The organism is Halobacillus dabanensis (assembly GCF_900114165.1).
Taxonomy (GTDB): Bacteria; Bacillota; Bacilli; order Bacillales; family Halobacillaceae; genus Halobacillus; species Halobacillus dabanensis.
Genome location: NZ_FOSB01000005.1, coordinates 226,440 through 252,923, shown reverse-complemented (window position 1 = coordinate 252,923; position 26,484 = coordinate 226,440). Strand labels below are relative to the sequence as shown.

Sequence of the window (26,484 nt, the reverse complement as noted above, 5' to 3'; positions counted from 1 at the left end):
CCCTTTCTAACTAAACATTCACTTGCAAATTAATAAATTTACTCACAAATTCATTTCCCTCCTCCACAAAAGCTCCCGTTTGCTTAAGACTCAGCTTCGAGATGGTTCCCAGGATTCGTTGCCATGGGGAGCTTCAGGGGTGGTGGGGAACGAACCCCTTTACCAAGATGGGACGTCTTCCCCTCATTCATAAGCATATATAAAGCGCTCTATATCATACTTCCACTCTTGGAATGGCCATTGAGGCGTTTTATATTCTCCCCTTCCCTTGAGCATACAAGCAGTGTTCCCAGAAGTGGTTTCGAGAGACTGATATGCCAAATGAGCAGAGGGGGATGGGGAGACTCCTAATGTGAAAGCAGAAGTGCCTTGGTCAGCGGCGTATGGACTGGACATTCAAATGTGGAGGTGTCTTGGTCAGCCTCGATAAGCTTAAGAACAATCATTACAGGGAGTGTTCTTCTTCCTGAAATGACTAGTAAAGAAGCGATGGAAGTCTCACTAGGCACTGGAGCTGGATAGCACACATATGGCTTAGGTAATCTTATGAATGTAGGTCCATTCAGGTGTAAGAACGAGAAGAGAGTGCTTGGTGAGACCCCAGGCCCCCGCAGCCCCATCCACTTGCACAAACATCTCGAGCTCAAGTCCTCAAGAATACGGACAGATTGTTGAATATATAATTTTGCAAAAAGAAAGACCAGAGATGGCTCTGGCCTTTGGGAAAGATTATTCATTTAGTAGAAAAGCGGCTGACGCTGAGCAACAACCCAAGCGAGGCGAGCGTTAGGGTCAGGGAAGATCCCCCGTAACTGACGAGTGGCAATGTAATCCCTGTGACTGGAATTAATCCGGTAACAACGCTGACATTAATCATAACTTGAATGCTGATCATCCCTACAATTCCTAATGCCAATAAGGAACCAAACAGATCCGGAGCAAGAAGACTTGCACGTATTCCTCTCCACAACAGGACGAAGAATAAACTGAGGACTAGAAGTCCACCTAAAAACCCGAGTTCTTCTGCTAGCACGGCAAAAATAAAGTCCGTTTGCGGCTCTGGAAGGTAAAAAAACTTTTGCATGCTATTACCGAGTCCTAGACCGAGCAAGCCTCCTGGGCCGATGGCGTATAAGGATTGGATGATTTGGAACCCTGCCCCAAGAGGGTCTTCCCAGGGATGCAAAAAAGCGGTAATCCGTTTGATACGATAGGGTGCGGAGGCAATCAAGCCGATCATGCCCGCCATCCCTGCAGCCGCAATCCACATAAAATGACTGATTCTTGCTCCTGCTGTAAACATCATCACAAGGCATGTCCCGACCATCACTACACCTGTCCCTAAATCAGGCTGCAACATGATCAACGCAAACGGAACAAGGATGAGAGCCAGTCCAGGTAAAAAACCTTCTTGAAAAGAGTTCATCTTTTTCTGCCGCTCAGATAAAAAACGGGCGAGAAACAAAATGAGACCGAGTTTCATAAACTCTGATGGCTGGATACTGAACATGCCGACACCGATCCAGCTCCTGGCCCCTCCGCGTACCATCCCTACACCGGGGATCAATACTGCAACCAAAAAAACCAGACAAATAATCAAAATCATTTTGGAATGGGCATGCCATACATAATAGGGAATCCTTGATAACACGAACATCGCTATCAACCCTGCTGTGGCAAATAAAAGCTGTCTCTTAGCATAAAACCAGGGGTCATCGAATTTATACTCCGACCATATACTCGAGGAGCTGTACACCATCACGACCCCGATAAGGAGAATACCGAGGATGGCGATGACCAACCATAAATCCGGCTTTTTTTCTTCCATAAAAAAAGCCCTACCTCCCATCTCTGGAAAACAGGGCTCAAGCTTGTCGCATAAAGCCCTTATTAGAGCTTATGCACGGCTTCGATAAACATGTTGCCTCTTTCTTCAAATGTACGATACTGATCCCAGCTCGCACATGCCGGGGAAAGAAGAATGACATCTTCTTCATCCGAACGGTCATATGCTTCATTCACGGCTTCGTTCATTGTCTCCACTTTGATAACATCCTCAATTCCTGCTTCACGAGCGGTATCGCTTAAAATATCAGCTGTTTCACCGAATACGACCATCGCTTTAACGGAATCAAGGTGCGGGATAAGAGACTCGAAGGTCGTCCCCCGATCGAGACCTCCTGCAAGTAATATCACCGGGTTTTCAAAGGACTTCAACGCATAAGTAGTAGCGAGTATATTCGTAGCCTTTGAGTCATTATAAAACAGGCGTTCATTTTTCTTCGTGACAAACTGCAATCGATGCTTCACGCCGGCGAAAGATTTCAACACTTCAACAATCGCTTCGTTTTTTATGCCATTCACTTTGACAGCAGCGACAGCAGCAAGAATATTCTGCAGGTTTTGCTCTCCCACAAGGACAATATCATGTTTCTTCATGATGGGCTCTTCGTTAAAATAAATGAACGCTTCATCGGCCCAGGCACCTTGTCCCTTCTTTTCAATAGAAAAAGGAACAAGCTTAGCCTTCACGTCAGGCAAGAATTGTTCAATTTTTTTATCATCCGCATTGTACACCAACGTATCTTCAGCGGTTTGATTGGCTGCTATTTTCGCCTTCGCCCTATGGTAATTTTCCAGTGTATGATGGTAATCCAGATGAGCTTCATATAAGTTCAGCCAAACAGAAATATCCGGACGGAAACGTTCTGTACCTAACAACTGAAAAGATGAGAGCTCAGTCACCATCGTTTCCTTATCATCCGTTGTTCTAGCGACTTCACAGGAAACATGACCAATATTACCAGCCAAAGCCACGGCTTGCTGATCGGCTTTGATCATTTCATGGATCAAAGTCGTAGTCGTCGTTTTACCATTAGAGCCGGTGACAGCTACTAGCGGGCCTTCATGCAGAAAGCTCGCAAGCTCCACTTCTGTGACCACAGGAATCTTTCGCTCCACAGCCTCTGCTATAATTGGATTCTCATAAGGGATGCCAGGATTTTTGACGAGATAGTCAATATCATCCAACACAGATAATGGGTGACCACCCGTTACGACATCCGCTCCTTTGTTGATTAATGCCTGGACTTCCGCTGTCTCTTTATCTGCCTTAAGATCATTAATCCTTACTTCTACACCACTATCCAATAAAAGCTCTGCAGCGGCTGTTCCACTTTTAGCTAGACCTAAGACAAGTACATGTTGATAGGGGAAATTTTTTAGTGTCTTCATCCGAACATCACCTCAATATAGATCCCAAGTACGGCAAAGACGAGTCCGACAGACCAGAAAGTTGTGACTACGCGCCACTCGGACCAGCCCTTCAGTTCATAGTGGTGATGGAGAGGACTCATTTTGAATACACGTTTTCCTGTTGTTTTAAAAGAAATAACCTGAATGATGACAGAAAGCGTCTCCAGTACGAAGACACCGCCAATAATGACGAGCACAAGTTCAAGCTTAGTCAAAATAGCGATAATCGCGATTGCTCCACCTAGTGCCAGGGAGCCTGTATCTCCCATAAACACTTTCGCTGGGTGCGCATTGAAAACAAGAAAACCAAGCAACGCCCCGACAATCGCTAAGGAAAAGATGGTAATTTCAACGTTCATCACACCTGTCCAGGCTAAAATAGCAAAGGCTCCGAATGCGATCGCTGCTGTTCCTGCTAACAGACCGTCAAGTCCATCTGTTAAGTTGACCGCATTTGAAGCACCAACAAGCATGAACAAAATGAGTAAAGCATAGCCCCAGCCAAGATCCAGTTCGATCGATGTTCCCGGAATACTGATAAACGTCGGGAAATCAGAATTTCTTAAGATTAAATAAACTACTAAGGCAATGACAATTTGACCAAGCATCTTTTGCTTGGAAGTAAGACCTAGATTTCTTTTCATCGCGACTTTAATATAATCATCTAAAAAGCCGAGCAAACCGTACCCGACCAGGACGAATAGTACAAGGAACAATTGGGTGTTCTCTGCATTCGGGTTAAACCAGTAGGACGAGATGAGCGTCGTTATCACCACTGCAAGGATGATCATCACGCCTCCCATCGTCGGTGTCCCTGATTTTTTCTGGTGAGATTCAGGTCCTTCGTCGCGGATGGCCTGACCAAATTTCAATCTTCTTAAAAAAGGAATGATCATTGGCGAGATCACAACAGTGATAGCAAATGAAATAACCATAGTTAGTAGTAGTATGTAGTCGTTCATCGGTAATTCTCCTCCTTTTGCCTCATCATCGCCAATCGATCAATCCACAAGATTCTCAAGCAACTCTTCTAATTTCATTCCTCGGGAAGCTTTGATGAGTACGACCGTATCCTCCGTCAATAGTGAACGGACGTGATGACTTAGCTCTTTCTTTTCTATGAAATGTTTTGTGTCGATCGTTGGGTGTGTGGTCGAGATTGCTTCAGAAATTTTACGCGAATGATCGCCAATGGTATACACGGCATGAATATTCGCATCAATAGCCTCGGCAACACTTTCATGTAATGCTTCGGAATGTTCACCCAGCTCGAACATATCACCTAATATTAACACTTTTTTGCTTTTTGATGTCAAATCACTGATAACTTTGATAATCGCCTTCATAGATGTTGGAGACGCATTATAAGCATCATTGATGATCAAGGATCCTTTGTGGCCTTCATGCTTTTCAAAACGCATGGCGGACATTTCTAATTGTCTGAACCCTTTTTGAATCTCTTCCACGGATAGCCCCAGGCGTTCGGCAAGTGCAATCACATATGTAGCATTCTTTACATTATGTTTCCCAGCCATTGGTAATTCAAAGGAATGTTCACGAACAGTAAAAGTGCTGTAATCATCTGTCAATCGTTGAATGGCTGCACGGTAATCGGCATCGTCCCCAAACCCGCAGGACACTGTTCTTGAACCTTTTTTCTGGTCTTCCAACAAGGCTTCATCTGCATCAATGATGAGCGTTCCTTCCGATGATAACCCTTCGGTGATCTCGAGTTTCGCTTTTGCAATACCTTCGCGGGACCCAAGGTTCTCAATATGAGATTCTCCAATGTTCGTGATAATCGCGTAGTCCGGGTGAGCCAGGTTCGATAATACGGATATTTCTCCTGCACGGTCCATTCCCATCTCTAAGACGGCAGCTTCTGTATCCATGGGCATCGATAGCACTGTCAGCGGAAGACCGATATGATTATTAAAGTTTCCGGCTGTCTTATGTGTCTGGTATTTCGTCGCAAGGACAGAGGCTACCATATCTTTCGTTGTCGTTTTTCCATTTGAGCCGGTGATACCTACCACTATCGGATCCACTTTATTTAAATAATACGAGGCAACTTGCTGAAGCGCCTTCGTCGTATCTTCCACAAAGAACAAGGGGAATTCTGTAGGAGCAAGTCGCGGTACAGGCTGATCTTTTTGCCAAAGGGCCGCAACTGCTCCTTGTTTGATCGCTTCCCCGAGGAATTGGTGGGCATCGAAGTTCTCCCCGACGATCGGCACAAAAAGACTTTGTTTTGCCGTTTTTCTACTGTCCGTCATGACAGAATCGATAGTAATTAGATCATTTGCTGCTCCTTGATGGTTGGTAAATAACTGTGCTAGTTCTTTGACTTCAAAAATCATGATGGACGCTCCTTCATTTCTTTTAATATTGATTTCGCCACTTCGCAATCATCGAAATGGTAACGGGTGCCTTTAATTTCCTGGTATGTTTCATGGCCTTTCCCGGCAATGAGGACAACATCCCCCTTTTGCGCCTGGACCAATGCATGACGGATCGCTTTTTCCCGATTTTCGATGATGCTGTAAGGACCATTCAAATGAGTGGTCATATCTTTGAAAATCTGTCGTGGATTTTCAGAACGCGGGTTATCATTTGTAAAAATGACTCTGTCCGCATATTCCGTACTGACCTGTGCCATCAGTGGCCGTTTACTGCGATCGCGGTCTCCCCCACATCCGACGACAACACAGATCGAACCTTTACATAAATCCCTAAGTGTCTTGAGAACATTCTTCAAGGAATCCGGTGTATGGGCATAATCGATGACTACCCCGAATTCCTGCCCTTCACGAACAGGCTCAAAACGCCCACGCACTCCTTTCGTCTCTTGAAAGGACCGTTGTATCGTTTCAAGAGAGACTCCGGACAAAATCGCCGCTCCTGCTGCTGCAAGCATATTGTAAATGCTGAATATTCCCATAAGCGGGCTTTCAATCCTGATGGATCCGATGGGTGTCGTCATTAAGAATGATGTACCCGTTTCTGTCATTGTGTATTCTTCTGCTTTCACATCTGCCTGTTCATGGATGCCATAAGTGAGCAATCCTTGTGATGTGGACTGAATGAACTTCTTCGCTGATGGGGAGTCCTTATTGATCACTGCGAATTTCTCCCGTTGTTTATTATACCCATTCCCCAATTGCGCGAACAATAGGGACTTTGCACGAAGATAATCATCGAAATTTTCGTGATAATCTAAATGGTCCTGAGTCAAATTGGTGAAGATGGCAATATCGAAATCACACCCATAGACTCTTCCCTGGTCAAGCGCGTGGGAAGACACTTCCATGATTGCCTGATCAACTTTTACTTTTCGCATGTGGTGAAAGTATTTATGCAATGTCAGCGCATCAGGTGTTGTATTTTTCACAGGAAACGTCTCCCCATCAATTTTAACTTGAATGGTCCCGATGATTCCTGTTCGATCTTTCTGCTGCTGAAAAATTTCATCCAGCAAGTATGTGATGGTTGTCTTCCCATTCGTTCCCGTTACTCCAATTATATGAAGATGTTCGGTTGGACAATCGTAAAATGCAGCAGCTGTCATAGCGAGTGCCCGGGACGTGTCGTTGACAAGAACAACCGGAGCGGATGTTTCCACCCGCTCCTCCGCAATGACGGCCACCGCTCCTTTGGCCACTGCATCTTCAGCGAATCGATGACCATCTACATCGACGCCGCGCAAACATATGAACACATCTCCGGGTTCTGTCGTTCTCGAATCCATGGAGAGCCCTTTTACCATCACCTCTGAGATCGGTTGTGTCACTTTATAAAAAGGAATGAATCGCAAGAGTTTTTTCATTTTCATACGTGTCACCCTTACCTACGTGCAAGTATTATTATACCAAACCACTACTTATTCCCCTAAATAAACACGGATGGTCGAACCACTAGGAACTTTGACTCCTGCTTTTGGTGCCTGGGTTATCACCTTAGAACCCTCCCCGCTCACTTCCACTTCGAGATTTAACAGCATTTGGCTTAATTCCTCTTTTTCCATCCCTGTCACTTCAGGCACTTCTACAAGCGGTTCATCTGGCCATGAGTACTCTTTTTCAAGCCCATCTTTACGCGGTTCGACTCCCAGAGCTCTTAAGCTGTCGCCCATGATATTCCCGACGATCGGAGCTGCTACCACTCCACCGAATTGGACTGTATTTTTAGGATTATCGATAGCAAGGTAAACCACAAGTTCCGGATCATCAGCAGGTGCAAAACCAATAAAAGAGACGATATGGTTATTTTCCATATACCTTCCATCAGGACCTACTTTTTGTGCTGTCCCTGTCTTTCCACCGACCCGGTAGCCTTCCACATATGCGCCTCTTCCTGTCCCTTTCGCAACGACACTTTCAAGAGAGCGACGGATTTCTGCTGACGTCTTTTCAGAAATGACCCTTTCCTTCAATTTCGGTTCGTTCTCTTCTAATATTTCACCACTTATCGGGTCTTTCCACGATTCCTGGATATAAGGCTCGTAATAATAGCCACCATTCACCGCAGCAGCGACAGCCATGACTTGCTGAATGGGCGTGACAGAGACCCCTTGTCCAAATGCTGTCGTAGCTTGTTCCACTGGACCTACATTTTCCGGTTTGAACAATATCCCTTTTCCTTCTCCTTCTAAGTCGATACCAGTCTTTTCGCCAAAGCCAAAACGATCGATATATTCGAATAACTTTTCTTTCCCTAAACGTTGTCCGAGATTAACAAAGCCCGGGTTACAAGAATTTTGGACTACTTCCAAAAATGTTTGTTCCCCATGACCTCCGCGCTTCCAGCAATGCAATGTTGCCCCATCCACTTTTATCGACCCAGAGTCATGGAAGTGATCCTCATCGAGATCAACCAGATCTTCTTCTAGAGCAGCTGCTAACGTGATGATCTTGAAGGTCGACCCAGGCTCGTACGTACTCCACACCGGAAGGTTACGGTTGTATACTTCCGGTTCTACTTCCTGATAATTAGCAGGGTTGAAGTTCGGTCTTGTCGCCATGCCGACGACCTTTCCTGTGTCCGGGTCGACAGCAAGAGCTACAGCTCCATCAGGATTGTATTTCACTTGAGCTATATCAAGTTCACGTTCGATGATCGACTGGACTTTGTAGTCGATGGTCAGCTGAAGGTCCTTCCCATCCACTGGGGGCTTATAGATGTCTGCCATGTCCGGCATTCTTTTACCTTTTGCATCACTGAAAAAAGATAGTGCTCCTTTTTCTCCTTTCAGCTCTTCATCATAATAAGCTTCCAGACCTAAAAGTCCCTGGTTATCTATTCCACTGAACCCTAGCACATGGGAAAGGAACGAACCATGAGGGTAATACCTCTCTGAATCCTCCGCAACGTATACTCCGGGAAGTTGTAACGATTGAATCGCTTCTGCCTGCTCTTCACTTATTTTGCGGCCTTCTGGATGAATCCTTTCTATAGATGTGACTTTCGTTACATGTTCGTACGCTTTTTCTTCACTCATGTTCAAAATTTGTGCGAGGTGCTGAGCTGTCTTTTCCGCATCCTTTACCTGTCTCGGCACTACCATTACCGTCGGAGCGGATTGATTTCCGACAAGCACTTCTCCATTAGTGTCGAGAATCTTTCCACGTTCAGGCTCAAAAGTAATGTCCCTGCTCCAGGATTCTTCTGCTTTTGAAATAAGGAAGTCACTTAAGAAGAACTGCACGTAACCAAGCCTGCCTGCAATGACAAAAAAAATAACCATTCCCACAAGAAAAACAGTGACTAATCGTTTCTTTACGACCACTTGTGATACTCGTCTCATCTAAATAACTCCTTTTTGAAGTCGATAGAGTCAGCTTGTATCACTATATGCAATCGAGAAACGATTAGAACACTGCCAGGAATGGTGTTATTCAGACTGAGGCGGTTCTAATTCAACAACTAAATATCCGCCTTCTTTTATGTTAGATCCTGCTGGGATACTTTGGGCTTTTACAAATCCATTGCCCATCGTTTCAATGTTCAACTTGAAGTGTTTCGCAAGCTTATGAACATCACGTACAGAATATCCTGTTAAATCCGGCATTTTGGGTTGATCGGTTACAATCATGATCCGTTGGTTCTCCACTACCTTTGTGCCAGGAGAAGGAAGGATTGCTTCTACGTTTTCTCCACTTCCGATCACTTCGACATTTTCAAAGCTTTCTTTCAGTTTTTGTTCTGCTTGTTCTGTACTCTCATCCGCTACATCAGGCATGGTAAGCGGGGAGAAGGATTGATCGGTCTCTTTATCTGGTTGGATGTCCATATAATGAAGACTGTTCTCCATCACCGTCCGGACAATATAAGAGACGGGTTCCGACCCGAGTTCCGTAGCTTCTAGTTGTGGTTGTTGAACAGCTACATAGACCAGCAATTCAGGGTCTTCTTTAGGGGCCATTCCCATGAATGAGAAGGTGTAGTTTTCACGGCCGGACATATAACCGCCACCAGGCTTACTAATTTGGGCAGTACCCGTCTTGCCTGCTAAGGTGTAGTCGTCTAATTTGAACGACTGCCCTGTTCCTTGTTCTGAGGTCACAACCTCTCCCATCAACTCTCTCACTTGGTCTGCTGTATCCTTCGAGATTGGGGTTCCGATTTGGTCCGGCTCGTTCTCTTTCAACACTTCTCCTGTGTCACCGGAAGTGATTTTAGATAACATATATGGACGCATCATCTTTCCATCATTGGCTACTGCTGTTGCAGCTGTCATCATCTGAATGGCTGTGACCGTAGAACCTTGGCCGAAGGAAGTGGTCGCTTGTTCAGATTTCCTATCAAACACGAAGCGGCCGTTCTTTTCGTTCGGAAGGTCAATACCTGTCTTTTCGTCAAAGTTAAACGCCGACAAGTATTTTCGTAGTTTCGTAGGACCAAGCACTTCTAAAGCAAGTTTAGAAGCAGCAACATTTGAGGAGCGTTGAAATCCTTCATCATAGGAAATCGGCCCCCACCCTTCACCGTTGTTGTGGTCTCCGATCGTATGCCCTGGAACCTTATATGTTCCCGACTGGAACACATCGCTCCCTTTATACACGCCTGCATCAATGGCTGCAGCCCATGTGAAAATTTTCATTGTGGATCCAGGTTCGAACGTATGGGAAACGATATCATTGTACCAATTCTCTACATCTCCAATATTGTTCGGGTTGTAGCTTGGTCTGTTACTCATCGCTAAAATTTCCCCTGTATCGGGGTCCATGACCGCGGCCATGATTTTTTCGGGACTATACTCTTCCTCCACTTGAGTTAACGCATCTTCTAAAAATGTCTGGATTTTCTGATCGATGGTGAGATACACATCATTGCCATTTTCAGGTTCTGTCATAACCTCATTAGGATCCAATAACTTTGTCCCATATTTATCCCGTTCGTAACTTATTTTCCCTTTCTCTTCCTGCAAATGCTTTTCCATTTGTTTTTCGATACCAGTAACACCGTTAATTTCGCCTTCTTTTGACCGAGCAAACCCGATCACATGCGAAGCAAATTGACCATTCGGATAATAACGCCTGGATTCCTGCTTGAACTTTATTCCATTGAGCTCAAGTTCCTCAATCTCTTCTTTAGCTTCTTGGGAAAGAGACCGTCCATTTGAACCGAATTCCACCTGAAAACGGTCATTCTCTTTACCTTCCTCAAGCGTCTGTTGGATTTCACTCGCTTTCATATCAAGAAAAGGAGCTAGTTTCTTGGCTGTTTCTCCTGGGTCCGTCACATGTTGAGGTGGATCAAGGTTAGCAGAATATTCCGGATCCACTATCGCATATAATCGATACGTTGGACGATCGTAGGCGAGAACCATTCCGTTGTTGTCATAAATTTTCCCTCGATCTGCATCGATTTCATAAGAGGTCGTCCGTATGTCTTCTGCCCAGGCAGTCAAGTCCACACCATCAATGGATCCAACTGTTTCAATATAAAGGAAACGTCCGGCAATAATGAAAAACATGATCGAAAACACGAGGATTAAAAAGACAGTGCTGAAATTCTTGTTTCGATTATTCATTTTGCATCACCAGCCGTTATTCATTATTGATTTTGCCGGCTTGTTTTACTTGGGCGTTCTGGATATTGAGTCCGTTTTCTTTAGCGATGCTGAGGATCCGATCTGGATTGCTCAATTCTTTCACTTGATAGGCAAGGTTTTCATTCTGTGATTGCTGTTGTTGAATATCCTGTTCTAAACCGCGGATATCACGATTGATCGCATCTGTCGCTGCAGAGGTTTGAACTAAAAATACAGAGGCAGCAAGGACAGCTGCTGTAGCGAATGAATAGAGAATCTTCTCTCCGGTACTAATCCATTTCTGTTTATGTACCTTTACTTTGACCTGTTTCTGTCTTTCAGGCTGCTGTAAAGGCTGCTGTTTTCTAATCTGTTCAGCACTCATGTTTGTTTCCACCCTTCATTAAATTCGAATTCCTTATTCCAAGGTTTGACTTTCTCGACAATCCTTAATTTCGCTGAACGAGAGCGGCGGTTTTCCTCAAGTTCCAAATCTTCGGCTACTATAGGCTTTCGACTAACTAAACGAAAAGGCGGCTGTTTTTCCTCGGGGATCATTGGTATGTTTTTCGGTAAAGGTGGGTTGGAACTCCATTTTTTGAACGCTTGCTTGCACAGGCGATCCTCGAGAGAGTGGAAAGTGATCACAGCGATCCTCCCCCCCGACTCCAACAACTCTAGCTGCCTGGTGAAGACTATCCTGAAAGGCACCAAGTTCATCATTAACTGCTATGCGGATAGCCTGAAAAATTCTTTTTGCAGGGTGCCCGCCTTTCCTCCTGGCTGGGGCAGGAATCCCTTCTTTAATCAATTCAACAAGTTCCCCTGTCGTTTCAATTGGCTTCGACTCTCTTGCCGCTTCAATCTTTCTCGCAATCTGCTTGGAGAATTTTTCTTCTCCATACTTAAAAAATATACGAACAAGATCTTCATACGGCCATTCATTGATGACCTCTTTCGCGCTCAGCTCATCTTCTTGATTCATCCGCATATCAAGTGGGGCGTTTTGATGATAGCTGAACCCGCGTTCTTCCACATCCAGCTGTGGGCTTGATACACCAAGATCGTAAATGACACCATCGACATCCGTTACCTCAAGCTCTGCCAACTTCTCTTCTAATTGACGAAAGTTTGCATGAACGAAGGTTACTCTGTCTTCGTACTTCTTCAAACGTTCTTTCGCTGCTTCTAACGCAATCTCATCCTGATCGAATGAAATAAGGCGTCCTTTTCCCGTCAGCGCAGCAGCAATCGCTTCTGAATGGCCGCCGCCTCCTAACGTGCAATCTACATAAATACCTTCCGGGTCTACATCTAAATGGTTTATTGTTTCACTTTTCAATACACTATAATGTTCAAACATGGTTTCACTCGTTTCTGACTATCAGATATCAAAATCCAACATATTTTCTGCGATTTCTGAGAAGGACTCTTCGGATGCTTCGAAATAGCTTTCCCACTCCTCATGACTCCAAAACTCAATCCGGTTGGATACACCAATGACCACACATTCCTTATCGAGGGAGGCATATTTCCTGAGCGGTGGTGGAATGTTGATTCTTCCTTGCTTGTCCACTTCACATTCAACAGCACCAGAAAAGAAAAATCGGGTGAAAGCGCGGGCATCTTTTTTCGTGAGGGGAAGTTTTTTCAGCTTCTCTTCAAGCAACTTCCATTCATTCATAGGATAAGCAAACAGACACTGATCTAAACCTCGTGTCAGCACGAAGCTGTCACCAAGATCCGGACGGAATTTCGAGGGTACGATGATCCGTCCTTTACTATCAATGTTGTGTTGAAATTCACCCATGAACATAGTGTTCCCCCACCTTCTAAATCCACCTTACCACATCGCCCCACTTTTCTCCACTTACTTTTTATTCATTCTTTGCCCACAAAAAAAATCCTGCCCGGGAAGGCAAGATTTTGAAGGTTTTATCCATTTATTTTGTAGTGGTGGATTGTGGAGGAGTTGTTCTACAAATAAACGACATAATGGTCATGCTGAAAGCTCATATGGTGTCTATTCATCTGCTGAAAAAGCGTTACACCATACTGGTTAACCCATGGGACAATGCTCCACATCCGTTCCTGTAAACCACCACCTGGATGAACAGTTACATTTATGTTATCAAACTGGGACATTTCTTTTTGATACCTCTCCTCCATGGACTGGTGAAGGCGTTTATCAAGGAAATCAATGTTATTGAACAAATATTCCAAGTTCTTCTCTGCCAGTTGTTTCAGATCTCCCCCAAGAGACTCTGATTTCTTTCGCAAAGGGGCATGTACCCGGTCAATCTCCATTTTCACCTGCTCTGTAAGCTGACGGATCGGAGGTGCACTCATAGAGGAAATCCAGTTCAATTTTCGTTCACTGACTCCTACTGCAATAGCTTCCCTCGGTGGGATTTGGAATTTCTCCATATCCTGGCCTGTCTTCCGGTCTATCAGAGTGAACGATAGACGCGGCAGGACAGGCGGCATACACAACCCTGCCGCTTCAAAAGCAGGCTTTAATGCTGACCAGTAATTAATTTCTCCCGGTCCTCCGATAAAAGCAAGAACTGGAAAAAGAGATTCCTGCATCAACGGCCTTGTAACTACATTATTACTCAGGCGTTCGGGTGTTTGTTTGGCAATTTGTAAAAGCTCTTCTTTTGTCAAAACGACTTCATTGTTTTTTCCACGAAACCGCCCTTCCTCATCACGCATAAGTAATATTCGCTCTCCATCACGGTGATAAAACAAATGAGCATCTTCCAATTCACTGTCCAGGAGGATCTCATACCCTTGCTGGCGATTTTTTTGAAGTACTGCATAAACGCCTTGAGCGATTTCTTTATTTTGTTCTATCATCGTAGTGAAATAAGAAGACTCAAGCTTTCTCACTTCCGGCGCATGAGCATCAAACAAAACAAGTCCTTCATCCGGGAACAAGTGGTACACAACTTTTGCAAAGAAATCACTATAGGTGTTTGATTCCTGCAAAAGTCGCTCCATCTCTTTATAAACATCCTGCGTGTGTTCTGTCTCTTTAACCATACGGAAAACGTCCGACAACCATTCGGAAGCTTTTTCCTTGTCCATGACGATTTCAGAAACAGACGCTTTCGTTTCCGGCACATGATCAATAGTCACTTTGCTCATGTGGTCGTCTTTCTTCATCATCACATGATGGATCTCATCGAAGTCGTGATCTTCCCCTGCTATCCAGAATACAGGAATAACTGGTTTATGGAGCTCATTTTCCTTCTCCTTAGCCAATTGCAAAACGGAAATGATTTTATGGACAGAATAAAGAGGTCCCGTCAACAACCCAGCTTGCTGTCCTGCAATAACAACCGTGCTGTCTTCTTCTCTTAATTTCTCAACATTTTCTAACGTCTTCTCCGGAGCAGCCCAATCGTCATTCATCCGCTTGAGTATATCAGCCAGCTCTTCCCTTTGATAGGACTGTTCCTTCAACCGGGAGAAACGACTTTCCCAAGTGGCCCCCTCAAAAGGATGGAAACTGAATCTATCTGCAATTTTTTCATAATTATTTTTATAATCACGAAACAATGACTGTTTCGGCTCTAAATCAATCGGATCAATACGCATATCTATACGGCTCCTTTATAGGCAAAAGTTACACATTAATATGTATCCCACTGTATTGTACAAAAAACAACCACAAAATTCACATTATCTGTTTGATAGAAGTGTGGAGATGGGCTGGTAGATCTGACACGCATAAGCAAAACGTTGACGTGGAGCGATTTTCTCCACAGAAACGGAGTGCTTATGTCGCGAAGATCTGCCCATCGCAACCGGATCCCAAAAAAGAAATGCGGAAGAGCCTTGGTCAGCCCCGACAAGCTTAAGAACACTCCTGCAGTGAAGGGGGTCTTTCTTCACCGCAGGAGTGGACTTAAGACCTAAGGGGTAGACACTCGAAATCTGGATAAAAACACCGGCACAGCCAGGCATTAGCCAACTGGCCGATAATCGCTTTCTTATTCTATGTCAGTTTTTATAAAACATGTTGAATAGTGGAGTGATTGAAATGCGGAAGCGTCCTGATAGACATGAAAAGCATAAGCAAAGCTACGCTGCGTCAGTCATTGCCACAGAATAGATTTGCTTATGCTCTCGAGTGTCTGGACACCAGTTAGGGGCAACACGCAGCTCAAATGAAGAAAACTCTAGTAATTAGACCATAAGTGGATAACCCTAAATAGAAAAACATGAACAAAAGAAAACTAATACGCCAAAAACCTTTGAACGCATGTCTCAAACGTACTTCGTCGTTCATCTTATATTGCGCGACCATAGATATTCCTAACAAAAGTAAAAGGAAGACGATGATGAAAGGAAAAAAGCTCCGTTCAAAAAGGACGACAAGGAGGACATGGACAGCCAAAATGAAAATAGGGGCAGTAAAGTTTGCGGTACGATGAAGGGCTTTCAGCTTACGCCGGCTCCATTTCCTTGCACACAAATAAAAAATGATTAAGAAAGGTAGAGGCAATGTCAAAACGATCGCAAGAATATAAGCAAAAAGATCACTCAAAACTTCTCACCCCCTCTTCATACTCCAGTGCATGAATAGCGCTGATAACAAATTGGTGACAAGGCAAAGGAAGAGGACTCTGATTAAGTATGTAACCACTGATGCTGTCTATCTCTGTAAGCCGGTGCTCCTTAAGATCTTTCAACATAGAGGACTGGTTTTCTGAAGTTTTTCCCGCTATCTCTTCCACCCTGGACCACTCTTTAGAAATATCCATGTCTAAAACTCCACACGCTTCTTCACACAATTGGAATGCGATCTTTTGTATATATGGATTAGTCAGAATACACCGGTTCTTTTGTCCAAATACCGCTGTTAAAGGATTGATCACTGTATTTATAATGAGTTTATTTTTAAGCATCATTTGATGGTCTTTTCTATAATAAAATGGAAAAGTAATGGTATGTAATTTTTCGATAAGCGAGACGATCTCCCCTGCAAGATGAGAGAAATTAGCGATTTGTATATTCCCTCTCCCTGTATGAGCAACTTTATTGTCCCCTTCTGCCAGAGCCCCATGTTCCACTACTCCGACTGCACTTGAAATATTTGCATTCGATAGCTTTTCCAAATGACCCATTCCATTTTGCAAGAATAAATAAGGAGCATCTGTCGGGAGATTTTGCTCAAGTAGAGCCTCCACTCCATGTTGTTTTATAGTAACTATCCATAAATCGTAGCCAGAAGCCATTTCTGAAGATAGATGGGCATTAACTGGGGTAGGGTTTTCCAGCACATCACATAGAATACCTTCCGAGTTGAGCTTCTCCTTTTGTCCTTCTCTTCTAACAAACATATGCACATCATGAGCCCTGCCTAAATAGACCCCCAACAATAATCCTATAGAACCTGCTCCAATAATTCCGATTTTCATCGATCTCTCCTCACTTCGTACTAATCTAATATCCAATTGTAGCAGATTCTTTTCCGCTATTGCAGTCGATATTTGTTTCTTGCATCATTATTCATTTCATTCTGAAAATTTTTATATTATAATAGGATTATATACAGATATTTGAAAGGGGATTCTGGTATGATGACAAAAACAAAAGTACAGCCTTTATTAGTCAATTATAAGACGCTTGAAGAGTTTAAGCGCTTCAAAGAATACGGAAACCAGGAACTTACGATGCTGGAGGATTTGGAGAGTAATATCGTCGAAAATGATAGTGAATCACCTTTTTACGGTATTTATTATGGAAGCGCTTTAGTTGCGCGGATGAGCTTATACCGAGTGAAAGCGAAATATGACCACTATTTCAATCCACCACAGGATTATTTAGAACTGTGGAAGCTCGAGGTACTGCCGGATTACCGTAGTCTTGGTTACGGCAAAGCCCTGGTAGAATTTGCGAAAAGTTTCGAGTTACCGATCAAAACAAATCCACGCATCAAATCTCATGGCTTCTGGGAAAAGATGGGTTTCCAGAAAGCTCACTACGATGTTGAGCGTGACTTAGGTGAAAACCCATTGATCTGGATGCCGTCCGGGGTAGAAGAAAGAGAAATAAATGCTTAACACAAGAATGAGGCCGCTACACTATACTGTAGGGGCCTTTTTTATGATCTAAAAGTATATGAATAGCATGAGGGAGAAACGATCAAACACCACTTTCACTCTTACGTTTTTCTCTTACCCAATGGACGAGTTTATCCATTTCGTTCCAAGCCGCTTCCCATTGCTTTAATTCCTCTCGCAGCTTTTTATTCGCTTCATTGAGTTGTTTGAGCTGGTTTTCTAAATGCTCTTTCCCTTGCTCATCGAACTGTTTACTTTTCATTTCTTTCAAAAATGAAATAGCTGCATCGAGAGACATCGGGGTCTCTTCGGACGTTGCAGGGGGACTATAAAAAGTGCGGGTCGCTTTTCGGCTGTTCTTAGCTTCCTGGATTTCTTTTTGATAATCTTTCCGGACGGTGGCATTCCACCTGAATCCACATGCTGCCGGGGTCCGACGCAGCTGCTCAGCGACTTCCTGGAAGGCTTCCAACTGTGTTTTCCCTTCGCGAATATGTTTCAGTATTGTCGTCGCCAATAAAAGGTCTTCTTCGTCCTTCCAGGCATCTTGTCTTGGGGCATCCATAGCATCCCTCCTCTATCGTTTGCTTATAGTTATGCAGGAGGAATGATTGATAGAATCGCATTTATCATCTTTTTCTCTTCGCAGCAAACTTCCTAACCGCTTCTTTATGCTCATCCGATTCCCATAACAAAGAACACTGTTGGACTTCCTGGTCCATTTGCTGGGATAACCTATCTCCATCCAGATGTTTGAGATATTGCTGTTTGAATACACGCATCTGCTCGCTCGTCTTATTCAAAAATGATGGAAAAAGTTCTTCCACACTCCAGTTTACCGTAATCTTTTTATGTAACCAACCTATCCGATAGACTTGATCTGCTGAATACATTTCCGCATCCATTAGCCAATGAGCAGCATAGTCACTCTTAATCCTGCGGTATAATAATGTTCCGCCTCCCCATCCTGGAGTGATCCCTAAATTTCCTTGAACAAATCCATAGGAGGCAGACTCCAATCCATAGCGAAAGTCACAAGCGGTAGCAATTTCGCACCCACCACCCCGGGCCTGACCATTCAGTAAAGCAAATGTAGGGACAGGGAAAGTAGCCAACTCGTATAAAACTTCTTTCATAGAATGAAGAATGTCATAAGCTTCCTCTGCTACCATTTCTCCATGATGTTCATTTAGGTCGCCACCCGCACAAAAAGCGTGATCTCCTGCACCGGTAACGACTAGAAATTTAAGGTCTTCCTCTTTCAAAGACAAGATAGCTTCATATAGCTCCTTTGTCATTTGTTTAGAAACCGCATTCATTTTTTCCGGCCGATTCAACGTTAAAATAGCATACTCATCGTTTTTCTCTATCAATACTTGTTTCATTTTCCCTCCACTCCTTTCTTCCCTAATGTACCAGAAAAATAATGATAAGTATTCAATTAAATGGCAGTATTCTTGAAGACTCGATTTCGAGATGTTTGTAGGGGCTTTAGGGGCTACGGGAAACGGTTCGCTTTCCGTGGGGGTGGGCGCTGAGCCTCCTCAGGCTTTGCCTTCCGGTGTCTCACCTGTCCCACACGCCCCATAGGAGTCTCACCGTTTCCCTCCGCCCCTTTACCATGTGAGTGTCCCGAAACCACTTCTGGAATAATCTGCTTTTTACTCAAAGCAAGTGTGGAAGATATAGACTTGCATGGCCACTATTCTGAAGGTGAAAGCGTGATATAGAGCGTTTTAGGCCCGATTCCGAGTGGGGGGCATCTTAGTAATGGGTTCGTTTCTCTCCTGGATGTAATGGGGTGGTGGGGAAGCTGGGAGACTCCCGTGGGAGAAGGAGGTAGGCGAGATCCCACAGGGCGACAGCCCGAGGAAGCTCGCCAGTTCCCCCACAGGAAAGCGAGTAGCTTCCCAACCACCCTTGACTCCTAATATGGCAAACGGACCCCCAGATCACCTCGAAGCTGCGGCTTCTACAACGGGGAGCTTTTATGGGTGAAGTATAGACATATAAAAAAGGCCTGACCGGAGTCAGACCTCTTTCGATGAACTTAGCTGTTCACCACTTGTTTTCCATTATATTGTCCACAAGATTTGCAAACATGGTGTGGTTTTGAGTACTCGCCACAGTTATCACACTGAACCATTCCTGGTGCGTGAAGTTTCTTGTGAGTACGACGTTGGTTTTTTACTTTTTTAGACGTTTTACGCTTAGGTACTGCCATGTTGTACACCTCCTTTAAGTTACGATTCTGAGAACCATGAAGATTTTCTTAGTCGTTCTCTTCTTCATTTAATAATGATTGCAGTTTAGCCATTCGAGGATCCACTTTCTTTTCCTCTGGTTCCTCTGTAACCACCTGCCAGCCCTTCCCTTCCTGGGGGGCTGCTTCATGAGCCTCATCATCTTTGGAAAATACGCGTGTCGGAATCTCCAACTGTACATTTTCCTTGATATAAGGCGTTAAGTCAAGCACTTCTCCATTCACGGAATGAACTTCAGAGTCATCTTCTTCTGTATGGTAAGGTGACAGATTGAATACCTCTAGAGCATCAATGTGAAATGGATAAGTCACATCAACTAACGTCCGGGCACAAGGCAACACCATTTCTCCATCAATCGAAAAAGTTACCGTTATATCATTTCCTCGTGTGATTGCTTGACCTTTGACATGAACAGGGGAAATCCTGCGAATGTCATTGTTCATTTGCTCTAATTCGCGAATATCTACGTCATCCTCAAAGTAAAAAGGCTCATCACCTGTTTGTTTGAGTTTTTGTAGAGGAAATTTCATAGTTATCACCTCATGGCAACAAGAGTTATTGTAAAAGGATTTCGCTGATTTGTCAATATTTTTTTCTTTACAGCTCTTTCCTTAAGCTAAGCTGATTCAGTAAAGATACCACATTTTCAGGACGAGATGCGAATTTTCCCTACTAACATGATAAAATAAACCAAACACTTGTTCAATAGAAAAGATATAGACAGGAGGATCTCTTATGAAATCATGCGGAGTCATTGTCGAATACAATCCTTTCCACAATGGACATCTTTATCATTTGAAAAAGGCGAAAAAACATGCAGATGCTGATTGCATGATCGCTATCATGAGTGGAAATTTTCTTCAGCGGGGGGAGCCGGCAATTATTGATAAGTGGCACCGGACAGAAGCAGCTCTTCGTGGGGGCGCAGATCTTGTTGTGGAACTCCCATTTCTCTATGCCGTGCAGCATAGCGACTTTTTCAGCAAAGGGGCGATACAAACCTTAGCGGAACTCGGAGTCGACAGCGTGTGCTTTGGCAGCGAAAACGGTGACATAAGCGCTTTTACGAAAGCCTATGAACATATGCATAAATGGAAAGAAGAATATGAAGTGGCACTCAGGCAGTATTTGAATGAAGGTCTTTCTTATCCAGAAGCATCACGATTAGGATATGAAGCCATCAAATTTCCTTCTGGAACCATCGATCTCTCACAGCCGAATAATATCCTTGGTTATAGCTATGTGAAACAACTCCTCACTTATGCCCCAGAGGTAGAACCATTGACAGTATTAAGGAAAAATAATCATTTCCACGACGAAGATATCACTGGATCTGTCGCTAGTGCCACTAGCATACGAAAAGAATTACTGGCTAAAGGGGAAATGAGTAGTGATGCCCAAACTACCATCCCCTCTACAACGGAGGAACAATTGCAGAAATATAAAGATGGTCATGGCTTATGGCATGAATGGGAAGCATATTTTCACTTACTTCAATATAAAATTCTTACAATGGAAGAAAGCACATTGCGATGTTTTCATGGTGTGGAGGAAGGAATTGAATACCGCCTGAAGCGGGCGATCAAAGAAGCGACGTCTTTCCATGAATTTTTGATGAAGTTGAAAACCAAACGGTACACGTGGACACGACTCCAACGAACGCTTGTTCATATTCTTGTAGGTACGGATAAACTGGAAGCAAGTCAATTATTAAGAGCGACGCCCCCTCCGTACGCACGGGTGCTGGGTATGAACGATTCAGGAAAGAAATATCTAAGAATGATCAAAAAAGAAACGACCATTCCTGTAATTACACAGCCGCAGCAGCTCGAAAGCGAAATGCTCGACCTCGAGGCAAGAGCGGCCGCTGCTTACTATAGTGTTTTAAGCCCTGCTATTCGTGTTCGTGCCCTAAAAAAAGAATACGGTGCTCCTGTTATCCTTTAATTATAAGTTTAACCTTCCATAAAAGCTCCGATTTTGGAAGACTCAGTTTTTTCGAGACTTTAGTGGGAGTTTAGGGGCTACGGGAAAAGGTTCGTCCAGTTCCATCGCCCAGGGCGGTTCCACATTTGAACACTTTCCGTGAGGCGGGCGCTGAGCCTCCTTGAGCTAAAGCTCTGCGGGGTCTCACCCTGTCCCGCAGATCCCAGAGGAAGCTCGCCAGGCCCCCCACAGGAAAGCGAGTTGCTTCCCAGCCAGCCCTCACTCTTAATACGGCAACGAATCCCGGTTATTTCGAAACTGAATCTTCCAGAATACTGCCATTTAGTTGAATAACTGTCGACAAAAAAAAAGGAACTTCCGGATGCGGAAGTTCCTTTTTTCAGGAGTGGTTTTTAATTATCCTTGGGCGGGGTCGAGTTGTTGTAAATAATCGAGAGCATCCTGGAATGTATCTACCGGAACGACCTCCATTTCTGTATCAATTTCTTCTGCTGTCTGTTTTGCCACTTCATAATTGGATCCTTTGCGCCCCTCTTCGTTCGGTGCGAAGAATACGTCGGCTCCATGATCGGAAGCAGCCACCACTTTTTTATCAATTCCGCCGATACGGCCGATTTGTCCTTCATAATTGATCTCACCTGTGCCGGCAATCTCATAACCTTTTGTTAGATCCTCTTCCGTCAACTGGTCGTAAATTTCTAATGAGAACATCAGACCGGCACTAGGTCCGCCAATCTCTCCACTTTTCACATTAACAGCCGGGTTCACTTCAACTGTACGATCGGTAACAAGTGAAATCCCAACCCCGACTTTTTCTGGGTTATCCGGGAAAGTTGCAAGCTCTAGTTCCCGTTCCAGCGTTTTTTCGCCACGAACGATGGTAAGGTTAACGGAGTCCCCATCTTCCATGCTGCTGACATAGTCGATCAGATCGCTTGTTTCTTCTATTTTTTTACCGTCCACTTCTACGATTTGATCTCCCGTTTCCAGTATCTCTTCCGCAGGCATTCCTTCTATGACATTCATCACAAAAACACCTTCATAGTTTATCTCAATATCTTTTCCTGCTGCTTGATAGGCCACTACTTGCGAAGCTTCTTGGGAAGATTCCATCATTTGTAACTGTGCATGGAAATATTCTTCCTCTGAGACTCCCTCTGGACGTATCTCTTCCAACGGATAGATTTGATGGAAAGGTCTTACCTGGGCTAACAGCCATTGCAGCGGTGTTGCTTGTCCTCCGCGAACCGTGACGAGATGCATATCACCTTCACTTGTATGGCCTCCTTCGACTTCGACGATATCATTCAAAGCATCGGCTGTACCTGGTTTATAAATGTAATAAGGGAGTTGATAGGCTCCCAAAAAGGCTACGATAAGAATGGTAATAATGGCAGTTATGATTACTCTTTTGTTGGTTTTCATTCTGTTGTTGACTCCTTCCACGCAGCGAGCTTCTCTTTTATTTCTATAATTTTGTCTTCCGCTGCCCTTTCTCCCGCTCCGACAATTTCTTGTAAATTAGTAAATGCACGGGAACTATAGTTGGAAACATCCGGTCGGATCATAATATCCGCATCTTTTGATACCCCTATGGCTGTCACCAGCTCATCCTGCATGATATCTATACTTTGTGTAATGACATCATAAATGGAATTGATATTCGGATCTGCATCAAAGTGGGCACAATCGATAGCGATTACGAAATCAGCTCCCATCCCTTTGACGACAGATACAGGTACACGGTCGATGACACCTCCATCGATATAAAGACGATCATCAATTTTCTCAGGGACAAAAATTCCCGGAATGGCAATGCTCGCTCGTACAGCGGAACTTGCCGGCCCTGAGGTGAAGATCTTTTTTTCCCCTGCGTACAAATCTGTAGCAACAATCGACATAGGGATTTTAAAATCCTCGATATTTTTCCCGAATGTAAATAAGCGTATATATTCCTTGATTCTTCTTCCTTGAACAAATCCCATTTTCGGGACTGTGAAATCCAGGTAATATTTTCTTTTAAATGTAAAGGCAAGTTTATACATATCTTCGATCCGCTGACCTGCAGCAAAAAAAGAGCCGACAAGAGCTCCCATACTACTTCCTGCTATCACATCGACAGGGATATCGTGCTCACGAAGGACTTTCAGAACACCCAAGTGTGCAAAACCACGTGCACCTCCAGAACCTAACGCCAATCCTACTTTCGGTCTGCCCACTCGTCATTCCTCCTACATACAGATGGTTTATTTTATGGAATAAACCCATCCCTTATGAGCGTACACATGGATATATAGACAACTTATGCCGTCAAAATATATCCCTATTCTACTATTCCTAGAAAGAGAAGTACAGGAAACTGCAAACCCAAGGAGGCGTTCTCCATTTCAAAACTAAAAACCATTTCCTTAACGCTAATTACTTCTTCATTAGCGATAGCATTGATATTATTCCCTCGTGAAGCACTTTCTGCAAGCTTGAGGGGACTTGACCTTTGGTGGGAAGTTGTTTTTCCTTCTCTTCTCCCTTTTTTCATTACCGCTGAATTTTTAATTGGCTTCGGGGTGGTGCACGGACTTGGCGCTCTCAGTGAACGCTTTATGCGTCCGCTGTTCAATGTGCCAGGTTCCGGTGGTTTCGTATGGGTTATGGGTATGGCGAGCGGATACCCTTCTGGAGCGAAATGGACGGCTGACCTTAGAAAAAAAGGACAAGTTTCCCGTGTAGAAGCAGAACGGCTCGTCGCTTTTACCAATGCTTCCAGTCCATTATTTATTTTCGGTGCCGTGGCGGTCGGTTTCTTCCACGATGCCAGTCTTGGTATTCTTATCGCTATCGCCCATTATGGTGGAAACTTTTTAGTTGGAATCGGGATGCGCTTTTATAAAAAGAAAGAAGACCATCATCGGATGGACCGGCAATCTTCAACCTGGAAGGCAGCCTTTTCAAAAATGCACCAATCCCGCCTGGAGGATGGTCGTACTTTAGGAAAATTAATGGGCGATGCAGTGACAAGATCCGTCGACACTCTTCTCATGGTCGGGGGATTCATCATGTTATTTTCTGTACTTACAGAGCTCTTGAAGCAGACGGGAGCAATTCATATATTTTCTCATTTGCTCGCCTATACAGGCCTGCCTGAAAGCTTTCATGTCCCTTTTACAGCAGGGATGCTGGAATTGACAACAGGAATTGGCGCCATTACGGAAACACATGAATCCTTACTTTATCAATTGTTAATCGTCAGTTTCATTCTTGGTTTTCACGGGTTTTCCATCCAGGCTCAAATTGCAAGCATTCTCGCAGAAACAGATATCCGTTTTAAACCTTACGCCTTAGCCCGTATCGCTCACGGCATCATCGCTTCCTTATTAACCTATGTACTTTACTACGCTTATCTTCCATTCCAACAACAAACGATGCCTATTTGGAACCCCAATGAGAGCTTTACAGCACCGATCATTGAGTTTTTCCAGCATTACGGCCCTCCCATCACCCTTATGATGATATCCTTGATGATCGCCGTCAAATGGAACAGTCATCGCCGGATAAAAAATGACCCCTACAAATACGATATGTAGGGGTCATTCATTCTTATCGACTAAAATTTTTCAGAGAGCGCTTTTTCCACGGATGGAGGAACGAGATCAGAAATGTTCGCCCGATATTTCGCTACTTCTTTGACGATACTTGAACTCAGGAAAGAATATTGATTGTTTGTCATCACAAAAAAGGTTTCAATATCCTCATTCAGTTTGCGGTTCATTGACGTGATCTGCATTTCATATTCGAAGTCACTGACCGCACGCAATCCCCGGATGATCGCCTGTGCACCTTTGTCCTCTGCATAATCCATCAGAAGCCCGCTGCAAGCATCTACTGTCACATTGTCAAGGTCTTTCGTCACTTCTTCCAAGAGGGCTTTCCGCTCCTCAACATTAAATAAAGGGGCTTTACTCTGATTATTGAAAACCGCCACAATTACATGGTCGAATACTTTCGCTCCCCTGCGGATGATATCTAAATGTCCATATGTAACCGGATCGAAACTCCCCGGGCAAATCGCTAACTTTGTCATAATCTTCCACCTCACTCAAAGATCGATACACCGATATTACTGCCATAATGATCGGTTTTTATACGCTTTAACTGGCCGACTTCTTCGGGAATCTCTTCTGAAGAGTCATGCTCACATACAATTGTCGCACCTTCTGCAACCAGTTCCTGTTCTAAAAGCGCTTCCATTAACTCCTTATAGGAAAACTTCTTATAGGGAGGATCAAGGAAGATATAATCGAACGTCAAACCGCGTTTCCCTGCAGCCTTGATTGCTCTAGTCGCATCAGTTTTAAAGACTTCTACACGGTCCTCTATATTCAAAAGCTTGATATTTTCATAAATGGTCTGAATAGCTTTATGTTGTTGATCAACAAAAACACAAGACTCCGCACCGCGGCTTAATGCTTCAATTCCTAATCCACCGCTACCTGCGAATAAATCCAAAGCTTTCCCACCCTGAAAATACGGGCCGATCCCGTGAAAAACCGCTTCCTTCACCTTATCTGTCGTCGGCCTTGTTTTATGAGTAGGGACAGATTTCAACTGCCTTCCCTTAAAATCACCAGAAATCACTCGCATTCCACACACCTCACTTGTCAGCATTCTCCATAATCCTACCACAAAACAAACACAAGAGGGAAGTTTCAAATATGGAAGTGCCTTGTTCAGCCCCGACAAGCTTAAGAACAAGTGGGAATGGAAGCGATTTTCTTCCACTCCCACTTGGACTTAAGACCTCGAGGGGCTAGGCACTGGAATTAGACGGATATGGTGTGGAAAGAGGCTGGGAGTCCTGACACGCATAAGCAGAGCACCGGAGTGAAGGGACAATTCCACCTTCCACCCTTCTCCT

General features: G+C 44.1%; 23 protein-coding genes and 1 pseudogene. 3 read left to right on the top strand and 21 right to left on the bottom strand.

Annotated elements, in window-relative coordinates:
- Nucleotides 1–733: 733 nt before the first annotated feature.
- The 13 genes and pseudogenes from spoVE to BMZ58_RS10660 all read right to left on the bottom strand — a co-directional run bounded on the left by spoVE (nucleotide 734) and on the right by BMZ58_RS10660 (nucleotide 16,716).
- Nucleotides 734–1,828, bottom strand: a complete 1,095-nt coding sequence (gene spoVE / locus BMZ58_RS10720) for a stage V sporulation protein E (protein ID WP_075036553.1) — start codon at nucleotides 1,826–1,828, stop codon at nucleotides 734–736.
- Between the two features lie 62 nt (nucleotides 1,829–1,890).
- Nucleotides 1,891–3,234 carry a UDP-N-acetylmuramoyl-L-alanine--D-glutamate ligase gene (murD, locus tag BMZ58_RS10715; protein WP_075036552.1) on the bottom strand — a complete coding sequence of 448 codons (1,344 nt, stop codon included), beginning with the start codon at nucleotides 3,232–3,234 and terminating at the stop codon, nucleotides 1,891–1,893.
- Complete coding sequence (mraY, locus tag BMZ58_RS10710; protein WP_075036551.1) at nucleotides 3,231–4,217, bottom strand: phospho-N-acetylmuramoyl-pentapeptide-transferase; 987 nt, start codon at nucleotides 4,215–4,217, stop codon at nucleotides 3,231–3,233. The genes murD and mraY overlap by 4 nt, the downstream gene beginning before the upstream one ends.
- Nucleotides 4,218–4,256: 39 nt before the next feature.
- Nucleotides 4,257–5,615, bottom strand: coding sequence for a UDP-N-acetylmuramoyl-tripeptide--D-alanyl-D-alanine ligase (locus BMZ58_RS10705; protein WP_075036550.1), 1,359 nt, complete (start codon nucleotides 5,613–5,615; stop codon nucleotides 4,257–4,259).
- Entirely contained in the window at nucleotides 5,612–7,087 is a 1,476-nt protein-coding gene (locus BMZ58_RS10700) for a UDP-N-acetylmuramoyl-L-alanyl-D-glutamate--2,6-diaminopimelate ligase (RefSeq protein ID WP_075036549.1), read from the bottom strand. The genes BMZ58_RS10705 and BMZ58_RS10700 overlap by 4 nt, the downstream gene beginning before the upstream one ends.
- A gap of 48 nt (nucleotides 7,088–7,135) precedes the next feature.
- A complete protein-coding gene (locus BMZ58_RS10695; protein WP_075036548.1) occupies nucleotides 7,136–9,058 on the bottom strand; it encodes a stage V sporulation protein D in 1,923 nt (640 codons plus the stop codon).
- 87 nt (nucleotides 9,059–9,145) lie between these two features.
- The gene (locus BMZ58_RS10690; RefSeq protein WP_075036547.1) at nucleotides 9,146–11,287 is read right to left on the bottom strand and encodes a penicillin-binding protein; all 2,142 of its coding nucleotides are present in this window, start codon (nucleotides 11,285–11,287) and stop codon (nucleotides 9,146–9,148) included.
- A 16-nt stretch (nucleotides 11,288–11,303) separates the two neighbouring features.
- Complete coding sequence (gene ftsL / locus BMZ58_RS10685) at nucleotides 11,304–11,672, bottom strand: cell division protein FtsL (protein ID WP_075036546.1); 369 nt, start codon at nucleotides 11,670–11,672, stop codon at nucleotides 11,304–11,306.
- Nucleotides 11,669–12,650: pseudogene (gene rsmH, locus BMZ58_RS10680) on the bottom strand (16S rRNA (cytosine(1402)-N(4))-methyltransferase RsmH). The gene ftsL and the pseudogene rsmH overlap by 4 nt, the downstream one beginning before the upstream one ends.
- A 21-nt stretch (nucleotides 12,651–12,671) precedes the next feature.
- Nucleotides 12,672–13,103 carry a division/cell wall cluster transcriptional repressor MraZ gene (mraZ, locus tag BMZ58_RS10675; protein WP_075036545.1) on the bottom strand — a complete coding sequence of 144 codons (432 nt, stop codon included), beginning with the start codon at nucleotides 13,101–13,103 and terminating at the stop codon, nucleotides 12,672–12,674.
- Between the two features lie 161 nt (nucleotides 13,104–13,264).
- Nucleotides 13,265–14,890 carry a bacillithiol biosynthesis cysteine-adding enzyme BshC gene (gene bshC / locus BMZ58_RS10670; protein ID WP_075036544.1) on the bottom strand — a complete coding sequence of 542 codons (1,626 nt, stop codon included), beginning with the start codon at nucleotides 14,888–14,890 and terminating at the stop codon, nucleotides 13,265–13,267.
- A gap of 568 nt (nucleotides 14,891–15,458) precedes the next feature.
- Nucleotides 15,459–15,842, bottom strand: coding sequence for a DUF3397 domain-containing protein (locus BMZ58_RS10665; protein ID WP_075036543.1), 384 nt, complete (start codon nucleotides 15,840–15,842; stop codon nucleotides 15,459–15,461).
- Nucleotides 15,835–16,716 carry a ketopantoate reductase family protein gene (locus BMZ58_RS10660; RefSeq protein WP_075036542.1) on the bottom strand — a complete coding sequence of 294 codons (882 nt, stop codon included), beginning with the start codon at nucleotides 16,714–16,716 and terminating at the stop codon, nucleotides 15,835–15,837. Before BMZ58_RS10660 ends, BMZ58_RS10665 begins: the two co-directional genes overlap by 8 nt.
- Nucleotides 16,717–16,875: 159 nt before the next feature.
- Between BMZ58_RS10660 and BMZ58_RS10655 the strand changes: the two genes are divergently transcribed.
- Entirely contained in the window at nucleotides 16,876–17,361 is a 486-nt protein-coding gene (locus tag BMZ58_RS10655) for an N-acetyltransferase (protein WP_083412684.1), read from the top strand.
- Between the two features lie 82 nt (nucleotides 17,362–17,443).
- Here the strand turns inward: BMZ58_RS10655 and BMZ58_RS10650 are convergent, their stop codons facing one another.
- The 4 genes from BMZ58_RS10650 to BMZ58_RS10635 all read right to left on the bottom strand — a co-directional run bounded on the left by BMZ58_RS10650 (nucleotide 17,444) and on the right by BMZ58_RS10635 (nucleotide 20,155).
- Nucleotides 17,444–17,926: an RsfA family transcriptional regulator gene (locus BMZ58_RS10650; RefSeq protein ID WP_075036541.1), complete on the bottom strand. Its 483-nt coding sequence runs from the start codon at nucleotides 17,924–17,926 to the stop codon at nucleotides 17,444–17,446.
- Nucleotides 17,927–17,990: 64 nt separating this feature from the next.
- Complete coding sequence (locus BMZ58_RS10645) at nucleotides 17,991–18,746, bottom strand: enoyl-CoA hydratase/isomerase family protein (protein ID WP_075036540.1); 756 nt, start codon at nucleotides 18,744–18,746, stop codon at nucleotides 17,991–17,993.
- Nucleotides 18,747–19,411: 665 nt separating this feature from the next.
- Nucleotides 19,412–19,585: a 50S ribosomal protein L32 gene (rpmF, locus tag BMZ58_RS10640; protein WP_075036539.1), complete on the bottom strand. Its 174-nt coding sequence runs from the start codon at nucleotides 19,583–19,585 to the stop codon at nucleotides 19,412–19,414.
- A gap of 48 nt (nucleotides 19,586–19,633) precedes the next feature.
- Entirely contained in the window at nucleotides 19,634–20,155 is a 522-nt protein-coding gene (locus BMZ58_RS10635) for a YceD family protein (protein ID WP_075036538.1), read from the bottom strand.
- Between the two features lie 205 nt (nucleotides 20,156–20,360).
- On the opposite strand from BMZ58_RS10635, the gene BMZ58_RS10630 reads away from it, so the two are divergent.
- Nucleotides 20,361–21,572 carry a nucleotidyltransferase gene (locus BMZ58_RS10630; protein ID WP_075036537.1) on the top strand — a complete coding sequence of 404 codons (1,212 nt, stop codon included), beginning with the start codon at nucleotides 20,361–20,363 and terminating at the stop codon, nucleotides 21,570–21,572.
- Nucleotides 21,573–21,968: 396 nt separating this feature from the next.
- On the opposite strand, the gene BMZ58_RS10625 is transcribed toward BMZ58_RS10630, so the two are convergent.
- Together BMZ58_RS10625 and BMZ58_RS10620 are read right to left on the bottom strand one after the other, a co-directional pair.
- A complete protein-coding gene (locus BMZ58_RS10625) occupies nucleotides 21,969–22,997 on the bottom strand; it encodes a SepM family pheromone-processing serine protease (RefSeq protein WP_075036536.1) in 1,029 nt (342 codons plus the stop codon).
- Nucleotides 22,994–23,791 (bottom strand): patatin-like phospholipase family protein, encoded by a 798-nt coding sequence (locus tag BMZ58_RS10620; RefSeq protein ID WP_075036535.1) that lies wholly within the window; start codon nucleotides 23,789–23,791, stop codon nucleotides 22,994–22,996. Before BMZ58_RS10620 ends, BMZ58_RS10625 begins: the two co-directional genes overlap by 4 nt.
- 222 nt (nucleotides 23,792–24,013) lie before the next feature.
- Here BMZ58_RS10620 and ylbJ point away from each other — a divergent pair, with 222 nt between their 5' ends.
- Nucleotides 24,014–25,153: a sporulation integral membrane protein YlbJ gene (gene ylbJ, locus BMZ58_RS10615; RefSeq protein ID WP_341864782.1), complete on the top strand. Its 1,140-nt coding sequence runs from the start codon at nucleotides 24,014–24,016 to the stop codon at nucleotides 25,151–25,153.
- Between the two features lie 20 nt (nucleotides 25,154–25,173).
- On the opposite strand, the gene coaD is transcribed toward ylbJ, so the two are convergent.
- Entirely contained in the window at nucleotides 25,174–25,650 is a 477-nt protein-coding gene (gene coaD / locus BMZ58_RS10610; protein WP_075036533.1) for a pantetheine-phosphate adenylyltransferase, read from the bottom strand.
- 11 nt (nucleotides 25,651–25,661) lie between these two features.
- The gene (gene rsmD / locus BMZ58_RS10605) at nucleotides 25,662–26,234 is read right to left on the bottom strand and encodes a 16S rRNA (guanine(966)-N(2))-methyltransferase RsmD (protein WP_075036532.1); all 573 of its coding nucleotides are present in this window, start codon (nucleotides 26,232–26,234) and stop codon (nucleotides 25,662–25,664) included.
- Nucleotides 26,235–26,484 lie beyond the last annotated feature (250 nt).